The sequence below is a fragment of the Plantactinospora sp. WMMB334 genome (assembly GCF_049179095.1).
GTDB lineage: Bacteria > Actinomycetota > Actinomycetes > Mycobacteriales > Micromonosporaceae > Plantactinospora.
In genome coordinates this window covers 6,863,719-6,877,969 of the sequence record NZ_JBMHME010000002.1, presented here as the reverse complement: position 1 = coordinate 6,877,969, position 14,251 = coordinate 6,863,719, and the positions used below count along the sequence as shown (strand labels likewise).

General features: G+C 70.6%; 14 protein-coding genes. 5 read left to right on the top strand and 9 right to left on the bottom strand.

Annotation, left to right across the window (positions count from 1 at the left end):
* Positions 1-21: 21 nt before the first annotated feature.
* Positions 22-735 (top strand): C39 family peptidase, encoded by a 714-nt coding sequence (locus ACN27G_RS29830; protein ID WP_421494555.1) that lies wholly within the window; start codon positions 22-24, stop codon positions 733-735.
* Positions 736-987: 252 nt separating this feature from the next.
* On the top strand, positions 988-1,905 hold the full coding sequence (locus ACN27G_RS29825) for an SMP-30/gluconolactonase/LRE family protein (RefSeq protein WP_421496022.1): 918 nt from the start codon (positions 988-990) through the stop codon (positions 1,903-1,905).
* 49 nt (positions 1,906-1,954) lie between these two features.
* On the opposite strand, the gene ACN27G_RS29820 is transcribed toward ACN27G_RS29825, so the two are convergent.
* A complete protein-coding gene (locus tag ACN27G_RS29820) occupies positions 1,955-3,148 on the bottom strand; it encodes a low temperature requirement protein A (protein ID WP_421496021.1) in 1,194 nt (397 codons plus the stop codon).
* A 361-nt stretch (positions 3,149-3,509) separates the two neighbouring features.
* Here ACN27G_RS29820 and ACN27G_RS29815 point away from each other — a divergent pair, with 361 nt between their 5' ends.
* The gene (locus ACN27G_RS29815; protein ID WP_421496020.1) at positions 3,510-4,304 is read left to right on the top strand and encodes an RNA polymerase sigma factor SigF; all 795 of its coding nucleotides are present in this window, start codon (positions 3,510-3,512) and stop codon (positions 4,302-4,304) included.
* A gap of 39 nt (positions 4,305-4,343) precedes the next feature.
* Here the strand turns inward: ACN27G_RS29815 and ACN27G_RS29810 are convergent, their stop codons facing one another.
* From ACN27G_RS29810 to ACN27G_RS29785, 6 genes are all read right to left on the bottom strand, one after another.
* On the bottom strand, positions 4,344-4,976 hold the full coding sequence (locus ACN27G_RS29810; protein ID WP_421496019.1) for a helicase-associated domain-containing protein: 633 nt from the start codon (positions 4,974-4,976) through the stop codon (positions 4,344-4,346).
* Between the two features lie 131 nt (positions 4,977-5,107).
* A complete protein-coding gene (locus ACN27G_RS29805) occupies positions 5,108-5,713 on the bottom strand; it encodes a TetR/AcrR family transcriptional regulator (protein WP_421496018.1) in 606 nt (201 codons plus the stop codon).
* A 111-nt stretch (positions 5,714-5,824) separates the two neighbouring features.
* Entirely contained in the window at positions 5,825-7,027 is a 1,203-nt protein-coding gene (locus tag ACN27G_RS29800) for a low temperature requirement protein A (RefSeq protein ID WP_421496017.1), read from the bottom strand.
* 204 nt (positions 7,028-7,231) lie between these two features.
* Positions 7,232-8,122, bottom strand: a complete 891-nt coding sequence (locus ACN27G_RS29795) for an NAD(P)H-binding protein (protein ID WP_421496016.1) — start codon at positions 8,120-8,122, stop codon at positions 7,232-7,234.
* A gap of 117 nt (positions 8,123-8,239) precedes the next feature.
* A complete protein-coding gene (locus tag ACN27G_RS29790) occupies positions 8,240-8,959 on the bottom strand; it encodes an ABC transporter permease (RefSeq protein ID WP_421496015.1) in 720 nt (239 codons plus the stop codon).
* Positions 8,960-9,015: 56 nt separating this feature from the next.
* Positions 9,016-9,897, bottom strand: coding sequence for an ABC transporter ATP-binding protein (locus tag ACN27G_RS29785; protein ID WP_421496014.1), 882 nt, complete (start codon positions 9,895-9,897; stop codon positions 9,016-9,018).
* Between the two features lie 268 nt (positions 9,898-10,165).
* Between ACN27G_RS29785 and bla the strand changes: the two genes are divergently transcribed.
* Positions 10,166-11,095 (top strand): class A beta-lactamase, encoded by a 930-nt coding sequence (gene bla / locus ACN27G_RS29780; RefSeq protein WP_421496013.1) that lies wholly within the window; start codon positions 10,166-10,168, stop codon positions 11,093-11,095.
* A gap of 119 nt (positions 11,096-11,214) precedes the next feature.
* On the opposite strand, the gene ACN27G_RS29775 is transcribed toward bla, so the two are convergent.
* Positions 11,215-12,135, bottom strand: coding sequence for a serine hydrolase (locus ACN27G_RS29775; RefSeq protein WP_421496012.1), 921 nt, complete (start codon positions 12,133-12,135; stop codon positions 11,215-11,217).
* Complete coding sequence (locus ACN27G_RS29770; protein ID WP_421496011.1) at positions 12,132-13,064, bottom strand: LysR family transcriptional regulator; 933 nt, start codon at positions 13,062-13,064, stop codon at positions 12,132-12,134. The genes ACN27G_RS29775 and ACN27G_RS29770 overlap by 4 nt, the downstream gene beginning before the upstream one ends.
* 255 nt (positions 13,065-13,319) lie before the next feature.
* Between ACN27G_RS29770 and ACN27G_RS29765 the strand changes: the two genes are divergently transcribed.
* On the top strand, positions 13,320-14,027 hold the full coding sequence (locus tag ACN27G_RS29765; RefSeq protein WP_421496010.1) for an SDR family oxidoreductase: 708 nt from the start codon (positions 13,320-13,322) through the stop codon (positions 14,025-14,027).
* The last annotated feature ends 224 nt before the right edge of the window (positions 14,028-14,251 follow it).

Genomic DNA, 14,251 nt, shown 5'->3' with positions numbered 1-14,251 from the left:
CGGAATGGAAGGCAGACCATCATGACGTTCGTCAGCCGATGGCTTCCGGCCATCACCGAGACCCCGATCCGCAGGACCGCGTTGGGTATCGCCGGCCTCGCCGTGGCCGGTGGCGCGCTCGCCGCTCCGGCGATCGCCGTGGACACCCCGACACCGGCGATGTCGCCGACCTCGGCCGCGGTCACCACCGACGGGCGGGGCGTGGACATGCGGGACATCGACAAGGGCAGCCCGTCGAAGGTCCTGGACTACCAGTACAAGGCGCAGGAGAACGGCTACTACTGCGCTCCGGCGGCGACCCGGATCGCGCTGACCGCGCAGGGCCACACCCCGACCCAGGACGAGGTCGCCGGCAGGCTCGGCACGACCGAGGCCGGCACGAACTCGGCCGAGGACACCACCCGGGTCCTCAACACCACCGGTGGTAAGGGCTACCGGACCGTGGCGATCCCGGACCCGACGGTCACGCCGGAGCAGATGGACCGGCTCCAGGTCGACATCGTGCACGCCATCGACGGTAAGCGTCCGGTCGTGATGAACATCAAGGGCACCGGCACCGACCTCGACGGGATGTCGCACTCGTACGCCGGTGGGCACTACCTGACCGTTGTCGGGTACGACGACCACGGCCGCAAGGTCAAGATCGCCGACCCGGCCAACCCGGACCAGGCCGAGTACTGGATGAGCACCATCGCCCTGGCCAACTGGGCCGCCGAACGCGGCTACTCCGCATAACCCGACCCGACACCGCAGCACACCACACACAGGGCACACCGCACACCGCACACCCGACAAGGGCCGGCCCCCGGAACGCCATCCGGGGACCGGCCCTTTCGCCATGCCCGGACCCGCCATGCCCGGACCCGCCATGCCCGGACCCGCCATGCCCGGACCCGTCGGACCCCGGCCACGGGCAGGCGGTGGCACCCCGGGAGCGTGTCAGGCGGTGTGGCGGGGCAGGATCGAGGTCGTCGAGAGGAGCACGACGTGGTGGACGCGACGCAGGTGACGGATCCGTGCTGCCGGCACGGCGAGGGACCGGTATGGGATCCGCGCACGGACCGGCTGCTGTGGGTGGACATGCTCGACGGTGACGTACTGACGCTGTCGTCCGGGACGGGCGAAGGACCGGCGCTGTCGTCCGGGACGGGCGAAGGACCGGCGCTGTCGCCCGGGACGGAGCAGGTCACCCGGCATCACGTCGACACCGTGGCGGCGGTGGTCCGGCCCCGTGGCAGCGAGGGATACCTGGTCGCGGTCGAGCGCGGGTTCGTCCTCACCGACGCCGGGCTGCGGCCGGTCCGGCGGCTGCCTGAGCTCTGGACCGACCCGAACCTGCGGATGAACGAGGGTGGCTGCGACCCGGCCGGGCGCTTCTACTGCGGCTCGATGGCGTACGACGTCCGGCCCGGCGCCGCCGCGCTCTACCGGCTCGAGGCCGATCTTGAGGCCCGACGGGTCCTCGACGGCATCACCATCTCCAACGGCATCGCCTGGTCGCCCGACGGCAGCCTCGCGTACTACGTCGACACCCCGACCCAGCGCGTCGACGTCTTCGACTACGACCCGGAGACCGCCCTGTTGAGCGGTCGCCGGCCGTTCGTGCGGATCGAGGAGTCGGACGGCTCTCCGGACGGGCTGACGCTGGACGCCGAGGGTGGGGTGTGGGTCGCGCTCTGGGGCGGCGGCGAGGTACGCCGCTACGCGCCGGACGGCCGGCTCGACGTACGGATCGCGCTGCCGGCCCGCCAGGTGACCGCCTGCACCTTCGGCGGCCCGGAGCTGCGCGACCTCTATGTCACCACCTCGCGGCTGGGCCTGACGGATCCGGAGCCCGCCGCCGGGGCGCTTTTCCGGGCCAGCCCTGGAGTGGCCGGGCTGCCCGTCATCCCGTTCCGGGACTGACCGCGCCGACCGGCAGTGGCCCGGACGACCGGTGTGCCGGCCGCGCCGGCTACGTCCCCTGCTGGTTCTGTCGGATCCGGTCCTGTCGGATCTGGCTCTGGCCGAACCGGCGGATGAGCCGGCTGGAGATGACGGCGTAGCCGATCATGAGTAGGGCGAGCAGCGGGATCACGGCGGTCGGCGGTGGCACCAGTCCGGTGGCGGCGAGCAGTCCGATGGCGACCACCGCGATCAGCATCCGAACCGGCGGAATGGCGCCCAGGGTGATCCGTTGCAGGGCCAGGCCGCCGAGCATCCAGCTTGCCAGTGACACCGCCAGCAGCAGGCGCAGCATCGCCGGCAGGTCGTTGCCGGCTTCCGCCTCGTGAACCGCCTGCCCCAGGCACCAGCCGAGTAGCAGCAGGGCGGAGCCGATGGCGCCGTGCAGGGCGGCGTAGCCGATTCCGGCGCTCAGCCGTGACGCGGCCAGCCCGACGTCAAGGAAGGTGGTGTAGATCCACCAGAGCGAGGCCGGAATGAGGAAGCCGGCGACCGCCACCAGGGCGACCGCCGGCGACGGCCAGGTCGATACCGCGCCGATCAGGTCGGTGAGGCTGACCCCGAGCACGATGATCGTGAACTGCCCGATCCGTTCGGGCAGGTGCGACGGGTGCACCGGATGGCGGGTCAGCCAGCGCCGGCCCAGCCACGGAGTCACCAGTTCGACGGTGAGGCCGGTCAGCCAGAGCACCGGCCGGGAGTCCGCCGGTACGCCGAGCGAGGCGGCCCAGAGCAGCCATCCCACGCCGAACCCGGTGAGGTACACCGTGGTCAGGTGGCGCGTGGTGGGGCTGATGGCGCGTACCCGGAGATAGAGGGCGAGCAGCATGCCGCGGACCACGAGGTAGCCGATCGGCAGCAGCAGGGAGTCGGGGGCGTCTCGCGCCCCGACCGTCATCATGCCGGCTCCTACCATGCCGACCAGCACGGTCAGCCGGTGGCGGAGGTCGTCGGGGTCGAACCGGGTGTCGTAGAACGCCTGCCCGAGCCAGGCCCACCAGACGATCATGAAGAGCCCGGCGGTCCGGAGGATCTCGTCGACATCGGGCACGGCGTCGGTCAGCCGATCCTGCACGGCGGCGAGTGCCAGCACGAAGATCAGATCGAAGAAGAGCTCCAGCCAGGTGGCGTGGCGTGGCTCGTCGCCAGGTAGTGCCGACGGGGCCAGGCGCCAGCGTCGGACGATCCGGCGTGGCCGGATCACGCCGCCTCCCCGCCCCGGCGACCGGATCGGAGGACCCGGACGGGGATGCCCTGACACCGCCTCCAACTCACAGGCGGTAATCATCTCGCCACAATCCGATGGGCGGGTGGGTTCCGTGAATTCTGTTCGGCTGGCGGGACCGGTGGCCGGGCAACGGGACCGTTGCCGTTATGTCCGCAATAGAGCAGATAAGAGCCCTTTATACATCAGCCGTTCGGCTAGCCTAAGCCAATACCAACGGGCTAAGGTGATGCCTGAACAGCCACCACCACACCACACCACACCACCACGCACCACCACACGACGAACACGAACACGAGACACCCATCCCCCGCCCACCCACAGCGCAGGGAGAACCACCATGACAACCGACACCATCCACACCACCACCCGCACCCCCGCGCTCACCGACACCGCCACCGACCTCCTCCTCGCCATGACCGCCCTACCCACCGGCCACCCCGACCGACCCACCCTCCGCGACAAAGCCATCGAAGCCTGGCTCCCCCTCGCCCACCACCTCGCCCACCGCTACAGCGGACGCGGCGAACCCACCGACGACCTCACCCAAACCGCCGCCGTCGGCCTCATCAAAGCCATCGACAAATACGACCCCACCCGCGGCGTCGACTTCGCCGGCTACGCCATCCCCACCATCATCGGCGAACTCAAACGACACTTCCGCGACCGCACCTGGGACATCCGCGTCCCCCGCCGCCTCCAAGAACTCCGCCTCGCCATCAGCGAAGCCAACAGCACCCTCCTCCAAACCCTCGGCCGCTCACCCACCATCACCGACATCGCCACCCACCTCAACCTCACCGAAGAAGACATCCTCGAAGGACTCGAAGGCGCCCGCGCCTACAACGCCGTCTCCCTCTCCACCCCCACCGGCGACGGCGAACGCACCACCGAACTCGGCGACCTCCTCGGCACCGACGACAACGAATACGAACTCGCCGAACTCCGCGTCGCCCTCGGCCCCGCCCTCGCCACCCTCGACGAACGCGAACAGAAAATCCTCACCCTCCGCTTCTACGGCAACCTCACCCAATCCCAGATCGCCGAACAGATCGGCGTCTCCCAAATGCACATCAGCCGCCTCCTCACCCGCGCCCTCACCAAACTCCGCGGCCAACTCGCCGACACCTACTGACACGCCGGAGTCGAGGGCGGGGCCCAGGACGGGGAGCTGTCAGCGGTCCCCGAGCAGAGTGCGTGCGACATCGGCCGAATCAACCAGGCGCGGCCCGGGGGACATGCCGGCGCTGCCCGGCCCGGTGGGCGACGGCTCGGCGCGGCGTCGTCGCGGAATCTCGATCGCGGGCTTCCCGTCGAGTCGGAGACCGGCCGGGGCGTGGCCGGCGGCGCGCAGTGCGGCCAGGGTTTCGGCCTGCGGTTTCGCGCTGGCGAGCACGGTCGGGGCGAGCCGGACCAGGTGCAGGGCCTGTAGCGAGCGGGTGTTGAGGAGCTCGGTGAGCAGGGTTTCGTCGTCGCTGCACAGGCAGCAGCCGGCCGCGCGTACCTGGACCCGGCCGTACCGGCGGGCCACGTCGTTGATCAGGTAGGTGAGCGTCTGTGGCACGGCGCCGCCCTCGGCCACCTCGGTGATCGCGGCCAGCAGGTCCGCCGGGCTGCTTCCGGCGTCCAGTGCGCCGCGGATGCTGGCCGGCGAGAAACGCCAGGTCCATGCGCCGCTGCGGGACTCCGGCGTCGCCGCACCGTCCAGCAGCGCCAACAGGTTGGCCGACGGGGTGCCGGTCACCACCGCGGTGAGGTCGTTCTGCAGCAGGACCGTGCGGCAGGACATGCTCGTCGTCTCGATCACCCGGGAACCCGCCACCCCGCAAGCGAGCATGCCCACCTGTTCCGTCTGAACGGCATGCCGGATCTCGTACGCCTCCTGCGCACCCGACGGCTCGCGATCCGGGAGTGCCGCAGGTGGTGGTGCCGCAGTCGTTACCGTGGCCAGCTGAGCATGGCCGTGTCGGCGATTTCCTGGAGTTCGTCGGGGCCGAGGCCGCTGGCGGCCTGGACGGCGATGCCGAACAGCACGGTCATGATGTACCGGGCGAGTCGCGTCGGGTTGGCGTCCGGGGGAAGGTCGCCCTCCTCGACGGCGCGTTGGAAGCGCTCCTCGAGTCGCGCGCCGGCATCGTTGCGCCAGTCGACGAGCACCTCGCGCGCGGGTCGGCCGTCGTCGCCGGAGGCCAGCGCACCCTGCACGGACAGGCAGCCGGAGGGGGCGTCGGGACGGGTGGTGGTCTGGACCGATCCACGGAGAAACGCCTCGGCCACCGCTCGCGCGGTCGGCTCCTTCAGCGCGTGCGTGGCGTAGGAGGCGGGCCCCTGCCCGTAGCGCTGGAGGGCCTTGCGGAACAGCTGCTCCTTGTTGCCGAAGGCCGCGTACATGCTCGTCTTGGTGATCCCCATGGCGCCGGTCAGATCGGTGAGGCTCGCGCCTTCGTAGCCGCGCGCCCAGAACACCTGCATGGCGCGCTCCAGCGCCTCGTCGATGTCGAATCCCCGAGGACGGCCGATGACGGCCCTGCGATCCCCACCCATACGAGCAGTGTACTCCTCGGTACAGAACTCGTACGGGGCGGCGGCCTGCGTAGATGCCCCTCAGCGGGGCTCCGTGCGGCGCACCCGGGGCCGAGAAGGGCTGCCTGGTTGTCACGGTTCGTGGCGGGGTGGTGACGGCGCTTCGGGTGGTTGTCGCCTGGCTCGGATCGTGTCCGAGGCGGCGATGCTGGCCAGGACGAGAACGGTGGTACCGGCCACGGCCAGCGGCGGCAGTAGGACAGTGGCCGGCGAGGTGCCGCCGAGCACGATCGCGCCGATGATCCGGGAGCGGGAGACCCGGGCGAATACCGCATGTTCGACCAGAGCGCGGCCGGTCAGGAACAGTATCGGCCCGCCGAGGATGACGAGCATCCAGGTCGGGTCGGTGTGGCCGAACGGGTGTTTTATGACGAGTTCATAGCTGACGGCGATGGTGACGATTCCGGTCACCATGAGTATGTGGGCGAGGAAGACCTCCCGGATGAGACGGGCGGGCTCGGACGCCGCTGTGATCGCCTCGGGCAACAGTTGGCCGGCCCGAAACAGGTAGACCCGAAACAGCAGTACGGTGGTGGCGAACGAGACCGCGAACGCCGCGGCGGCTCCGCCCTGGCGGAAGGATGTGTCGCTGTAGGCCGAGCCGGTGGTCAGGATCAGCTCGCCGAGGGCGATGATGAAGAACTGCCGGTACCGCTCCGACATGTATTCGGCCAGGACGGGCCATTGACGTGGCGCGGGCAGGGTCCAGGGCGCGGGATAGAACAGCAGTACCGCCGTGCAGTCGATGGCGATCGCCAGCGTCCACAGCAGCCCGCGCGCAGGACCCGGCAGCACCGCTCCGGCGATCCACGGCACCGCCGACACCGTGAACCAGAGAAGCACACCCGCCGCGCGGCGTTGTGCTTCGTGACCACGCAGCGCGGGCACGATCACGAGGCCACGAAACATGTGGATCGCGACATACGCGCCGGCGAAGGCCAAGCTTCCATCGCCGAACGCCTGCGGCACCGCGACCGCCATCATCAGGGCGCCGAGCATGGCCGTGAAGACCGTCAGCTGGATCAGCGGCGTCAGTGGGTCGTAGAGGTCGGTGAGCCATGCCGTGACGAACCAGAGCACCAGGAAGGCCAGCAGCAGGAGCAGCGAACCACCGGCTTCGGTGAGCACCACCCGCCGTTCGGTGAGGTCCTCGACCAGCCGATGCGAAACCCGGTTGAGGGCAAAGACGAACACCAGGTCGAAGAAGAGCTCCAGGAGGGTCGGGCGCTGCGGTTGCCCCGGCCTACGCCGCAGCGCCGCCGCCCTTGTCGACATGGCCCCGCCCGTTCTGTCGACTTCGCCCGCCTTCGGGCCATTGTTACCATGGCCGCCGGCTCATCGAGGTCCTGGCACGCGTGACCGCGGACGATTTTGTTGACGCCGTGCGGTACGACGCCCAGAGCAGAACACTCGCGTACCTGGGGCAGCGGGGTGTCGGTCCGAGGAAGCTGAGCTGACCGTGGACCTGCCGCCCCGGTGTCAACGGCCGGCACGCCGCAACGCCGGTGCGGCATCGGAGAGAAAGGTCCGCAGCGTCCGCGCCGGTCGCCCGGTGACGCGTTCGACGGTGTCGGTCACCTCCGCGAAGCTGCCGGCGCGTACGCGCTCGAACGTCAGCGTGGAGAGCTCCCGTTCGAAGCCCTCGGACCCCGCCACGGCCTCGTCGATGGTCACGTCGCGGTGGATCACCGGACGTCCCGCCGCGGCCGAGAGCAGCTCCGCGGTGCGCGGCAACGACAAGGCCTCCGGACCGGAGATCTGGTACGTCCGACCGGCGTGCCCGTCCTCGAGCAGCGCCCGCTCGGCGACGGCCGCGATGTCCCGGGCGTCGATCCAGGCGACCGCGGCGCCGCCGCTGGGAAACGGCAGCTCGCCGGTGTCGGCAATCTGGTCGCGGTAGAAGCGCGGGTCGGTGAGGACCTGCATGAACCAGCCCGGCCGCAGGATCGTCCAGGGGCGCCCGCTGTCGCGTACCGTGCGCTCGGCGCGCGGAGCCCAGCCGGCGCAGCCCGGGTGGTCGGGGCCCGGGTGGTCACCGTCCTTGTCGGACAGCAGCACGACGCGGGTCCGGGGTGACGTCCCGGCCAGCAACGCGCCGATGAGTTCCGGCGCGTCCGCGCGGTCCGGCCGGACCACGAAGATGGCGTCGACCCCGTCGGTCGCCGCCGCCCACCCGGACGCCTCGTCCCACGAAAAGGCGGTGGGGCGGACGCCCTCGATCCCGACGGTGGACGGATCGCTGCTGCCACCGCGCACCTCGACGCCGCGCCGTGCCACGAGCAGCTCCGCGAGCGGTTTGCCCGTCTTGCCGCGTACCCCGGTCACCAGCACACGGGTCACGTCGACCCCGGCCGAGTTCGGATCCTGCACCCTGAACCACCCTCTGATCTGATCACCACAGCTTCCTCGACCATCGAAGCACCGATACTTCGTGTACGCCCGCGATCCGGCGTACGACCGGCGGCCGGGCCGACCGTGGTGCGGCGGTCAACGACGGGGTTCCCAGCGGAAGAGTCGGGTGGCCAGCGCGACGGCGACGACGACCCAGGAGAGTGTGGGAGCCAGTAGGAGGAGGGAGTCGGTCACGGCGACTCCGCCGTTCCAGGCGTTCATGGTCAGTTCGGTGGCCGCGCCGCCGGGCAGCAGCCGCTTGAGCAGGGTGAGGTCCTCGGTGCCGGTGATGCCCACCCAGGTGGCGATAAAGATCACGCCGAGGGTGACGGGAAGGGTGGTGACCTGGGCGTGTTCGGGAGAGTTCGTGAGTCCCGCGGTGGCCAGGCCAAGGCCGATCATCATGGACATGGTGGTGAGGACGGCGACGGTCAGCAGGAGAGCGTCGGCGGGTTCACCGGCGACCATGGCCAGCGCGGTCAGGATAGTGGTCACCTGCACCAGGGCGAGGACGGTGGCGGGCAGCAGCAGGCCGGTGAGGATGCCGGTGTCCCCGGCGGCGGTGGAGCGCAGCCGTTTGAGGAAGAGGTTCTGCCGCCGGGATGCCAGGGTGGTGACGGTGGTGGCGTAGAGGCCGAAGGCGGCCACGGTGAAGACGATGATGGCGGCGATGTAGCCGAGGCTGCCGATGGCGGTGAAGGCGTCGTGCCGGTGGACGAAGAACACGCTGACGGCGACCGGCATGATGAGGCTGGTCACCAGCACCAGCCGGTTGCGGAAGATCTGGATCAGCTCGCTGCGGGCGATGGCGAACACGGTGGCGTTTCCTTCGGGTGGTCGGGTGGTCGGGTGGTCGGCTGTCGGTCGGCGGTTCAGGTGCTGATGGTGCGGAAGACCTCGTCGAGTCGGGTGGGTCCGGCCTGCAGGTCCCGCAGCTCGACGGTCTGTTCGTGTGCCCAGCCGAGCAGGACGTGCAGGTCCTGCTGGAGGGTGAAGGTCTCGATCACGGCCCTGCCGTCGCCGTCGACGACGGCCTGCAGCGGCAGTGCCGGTGCCGGCGCGGGTAGTGAGAAGCGGATGACGGCTGGCAGGGTGCGGGTCAGTTCGGAGACCGTGCCCTCCCGACGCAGCGTGCCCTGGTGCATGAGACCGATCCGGTCGGCGCGCTGCTGCGCCTCTTCGAGGTAGTGGGTGGTGAGCACGATGGTCGCGCCGTTCTCCCGGAGCCGTTCCACCGTCGTCCAGAGATCCTCGCGGGACTGGACGTCGAGGCCGGTGGTCGGTTCGTCAAGGAAGATCAGGTCTGGGGTGCCGTAGACGGCGGTGGCGAAGTCGAGCCGTCGTTTCTCCCCGCCGGAGAGTTGGGACACCTTCGTCGCGGCCTTGGCGGTGAGGTCGACGACGTCGAGTACCCGGTCGACCCGGTCGGTGCGGCGGGTGAGCCGGCCGATCAGGCGGACCGACTCGGCGACCGTGAGATCCGGGGAGAATCCACTCTCCTGGAGCATCACACCCATCCGGGGGCGGACCACCTGGCGGTCGCGTGGGCTGTGCCCGAAGACGCGTACGGTGCCCGAGGTCGGGGTCCGGTGTCCCTCGACGGTCTCCAGGGTCGAGGTCTTTCCCGCCCCGTTCGTGCCGAGGAGCGCGTAAAGCTCCCCCCGTCGCACCTCGAAGGAGAGATCCTTTACCGCACGGAAGTCGCCGAAGGTGACGTTCAGTCCCTCGACTTCGATAACTGGAGTGCTGGACATGCCACCAATGACAGCAGCGGAGACGGCCACCCGTCAGTGCAACCACGTCACGAGTCGATGTGACGTGGTGTCATGGGTCATGGCCGGCGCCTGCGGATCCTGAGCGGAAAGCCGCACGATCGCCGAACACCACCGCCCCCTGTCCATGCCGGATCGGCATCAACATCGCGACTTCGGTCTTCGACAGCATCTTCGTACTCCTGGCAGGGTCGAGTCCTGCCGACCGGTGGTTCCCCGGTCTGCGCTACGGGACGGACGAGGAGTGACGATGGCTTTTCCGACACGACGTCTGGTGACGGTGGTGGCCGCGGCGTCGGCACTGGTCACCCTGAACGCGTGTGGCACCGCCAACGCGGCAGAGGAGCGGGTCGGGGACCCTGCGGTGACCGCCACTGCTTCAGCCACCGCTTCAGCCACCGCCGACCGGGAGCGCGAGTTCCGCCGGCTGGAGGGCAGGTTCGACGCGCGGCTGGGGATCTACGCGATCGACACCGGCACGGGCCGGACGGTGCGGTACCGCGCCGACGAGAGGTTCGCGTACGCCTCGACGTACAAGGCGTTGGCCGCCGCCGAGGTCCTCGACGGGACCACGGACGCCGGGCTCAACCGGGTGGTCCGGTACTCGGCGGACGACCTGGTGACCTACTCGCCGATCACCGAGCAGCACGTCGCCGAGGGCATGACGCTGCGCGCCCTCGCCGACGCCGCCGTCCGGTACAGCGACAACACGGCCGGCAATCTGCTCTTGCGCCACCTCGGCGGTCCACAGCGGTTCGAGAAGGAACTGCGGGAAATCGGTGACAAGGTCACCGAGGTGGCCCGCTACGAGACCGAACTCAACGAGGCGACACCGGGCGACAAGCGGGACACCAGTACTCCGCGGGCCCTGGCCGAAGACCTGCGGGCGTACGCCGTCGCCGACGCCCTCCAACCTGCGGACCGCGACATTCTCAACGGTTGGCTGCGGGGCAACACCACCGGCGGTGGGCTGATCCGGGACGGCGTACCCGACGGCTGGGTGGTCGGCGACAAGACCGGGGCCGCCGGCTACGGCACCCGCAACGACATCGCGGTGATCTGGCCGCCGGATCGCGCACCGATCGTCCTCGCCGTCCTGTCCAGCCGCGACGAGCAGGACGCCGGCTACGACAACGCCCTCATCGCACAGGCGACGGAGGTGGTGGTCGCCCACCTGTGACCGGTCGGCTGTGGCGGGACCACGCCGGTCCGGCGCGGGGCGGCCGGGAAGGCCCGGACCGGATGCGGGACCAGGACGGACCGGCGGGAACCCGCCGGTCCCCGGGGCAGCGCGTCGGCCTAACCCCACCAGGGCAGGGCGCCCGCCCGCAGATGGTCGTGCAGCGTTCGCGCGACATGCGCCATCGTCGCCTCACTGCCGGGCTGTGCGACGGCGGGCACCCGGGAGGCGGTGAGCGCGGCGACCGCGTACGACTGCCCGTCGGCGTGGTCCACCACCCCCACCTCGTGCCGCAGGTGCAGCAGCGTGCCGGTCTTGGAGGACCAGCGGGAGGCGTCGGAGGTGAAGTCGGGCGCGAGCCGCTGCCGCAGCAGGTTGCCGGCCAACAGGCCGCGTACCCGCGCCGCGGTGGCCTCGTGGATAGCCGAGGGCCGCCAGAGGGCGTGCAGCAGGTCGACGAAGGCCCGGGCCGACCCGGCGTTGGCGCGGGTGACGTCGAGCTGGGCGACGGGGTGGCCCTGCCCGGGGGTCGCGGCGCCGATCGCGAGGGAGTGGGCCAGGTGCACCTCGTCGGGGTCGAGCCGTTCCGCCGGCGTGTCGGTGAGGTCGCTGATCCGGTGCCGTACGGCGATGCCCTCGATCTGCAGTCGCCGCAGCTCGGCGGCGACCGCGGCAGGTGGGGTGAGGTCGAACAGCGCGTCGGCGGCCACTCCGTCGCTGATGGAGGTGCTCAGGTAGAGCAGGTCCTCCACGGCGACCCGCGCGGGGTGCCGGAACCGGCTCAGCCCGGTTGGCCCGGGTGTGGTGATCCGACCGGGCACGATGTCGATCGGCGTCGCCGGATCGAGCTCCCCCCGCGCGATCCGTTCCAGCACGGCGACCGCCAGCGGGACCTTCACCAGCGACGCCGCCGGATACGGGACGTCCGGGTCGAAGCCGATCTCGGCGCCGGTGTCGAGGTTGCGGACCAGGAACGCCCCCTGCAACCCCGCCTCGTCGAGCAGTTCGCGCGCACCGCGCACCACCGCGGAGACGCTCATCCCGGCTCCCCCGCCGGAGGATTGTCCGTTGTCCGCCCCTCGGCCGACCTCCGGCGGCCGCCGGAGGCGCCCAGGCATCGCGCGATGTCCGGATGGAGGGCCGTCCGCAACTGTTCGAGGTCCTCGCGGGCGCCGGCGGCGACGTCGTATCCGCGGTGGAGCCGGGGGGCGGCGAGGGGACACCAGTGCATCCCGAAGTCCTCGGCCTGCTGACGGGAGCAGAGCAACAGGTCGGGGGAGCTGAGGGCCTGCGCGGCGGCGTCGACGAGGGACGGCGTGACCGTCACCTGAGCCGGCGCCAGACCGACGGACTGGCCGGCGCGAGTCAACGGATCCCGCAGGTGCGCGACGTCGTCCTCGGGCTGGACCAGGATCCGCCGACGCGCCTGTGCACCGGCCCGGCCGGTGCGGAGGGTCTCCAGGAACACCGTCGCCGCCGGGAAGGGGGTCCGGGCGGCCAGGCCGAGCGGGACCCGCCAGGACGCCGTGCCGTCCGGAACCGCGACGATCCCGCCGCGGACCTCGAGGGTCCGGCAGAGTCGTTCGCGTTCCGCCGGACCGGCCGGCCGTACCTCCAGATGGATCCGCTGCCGCCGCCCGGCGGCCACCAGGGCGGCCAGGCGGTTCGGCGGGCAGATGTCGGGCACGGCGATCCGGAGCGGGCGCAACCGTGCCCGTTCGGCGTCGTCGGCCATGGCGTCGGCGAGGTCGACCAGCCGGCGCGCGGTCGGCAGCATCTCCCGCCCGAACGACGTCAACCGGACCGCCCGGGCCGATCGGTCGAACAGTCGGGCGCGGAAGTGTTTCTCCAGGGCGGCGATGCGGCGGCTGGCCACCGACTGAGGGATTCCCGCGGCGGCCGCACCGGAGGTGAAACTGCCGTGGCCGCTGACGGCCACGAAGGCCCGACAGGCAGCCACCACATCCACCCGGCGAGCCTATAGCGGAAACGCATGACCGAACCGATGAAACTACGGATCAGCATCGATCGTCGACGACGACGGTACGGAGCCGGCGTGGAACACCCCCGGCCACCTCGCGGCAGCCGGGCGCGCCGGAACGAGCGCGGGTCGGTGCGTGACCAGGGTCACTGTCCGTCGCCTTGACGCTGACGCCGATGGCAGGTTCTAGCGTTTCACCGGCGGCGCAGACCGGCGCCGCTCCGCTACTCCAGGGAGGTCGTCATGCAGATTGAGGGTTCCGTCGCTCTCGTCACCGGATCGAACCGCGGGATCGGGCGGCACTATGTCGAGCAACTGATCGAACGTGGCGCGGCCAAGGTCTACGCGACGTCGCGCAACGGCCGGCCGATCGACGTGCCGGGGGCCGTACCGTTGCCCCTGGAGATCACCGATCCCGGTTCCGTAAGCGCGGTGGCCGAGGCCGCCGCGGACGTGACGTTGCTGGTCAACAACGCCGGCGTCGACTTCCACGTCGACGTGGTGGCCGGCGACCTCGCCACCGTGCGACGCGAGATGGAGGTCAACTACTTCGGCACCCTGTCGGTGGTGCGAGCGTTCGCACCGGTGCTGGCCCGCAACGGAGGCGGCGCGATCGTCAACGTCCTCTCGGCCCTGTCCTGGTTCTCCTGGCCCGGCGAGGGAGCGTACGCGGCCGCGAAGGCGGCGGCCTGGTCGATGACCAACAGCATCCGTCTCGAGCTGGCAGCACAGGGCACGCACGTCACCGGAGTCCACGTGGGCGCGGTCGACACCGACTTCAGCGCGGGCTACAACGGCCCGAAGGTCGACCCGGCCGACGTCGCCCGCGCCACCCTGGACGGGCTGGCCTCGGATGCGCCGGAGGTCCTCGTCGACAAGTGGAGTGCCGACATCAAGGCCGCCCTGGTCCGGGACCCCGGCGACTTCTACGCCCAGTTCTCCGCTGCCTGACGGCGATTTCCCTGTACCGAGGTGGTGGGCCTGCGGTATCAGAATGCGAAATCCGTGCTGACGGTCGCCGGTGACCCGCTGCCGCTACGAACTGCCCGGTCGCGAGCGTAGATCGGGTGAACTGGGTGGCGTCCGTTTAGGCGAAGCCGCGAAGGGACGGGCTGATTCATGCCACGTTGAGGTGGATGTTTCCGATCCGGGCGACGATGTCGAGGTGGCCGCCG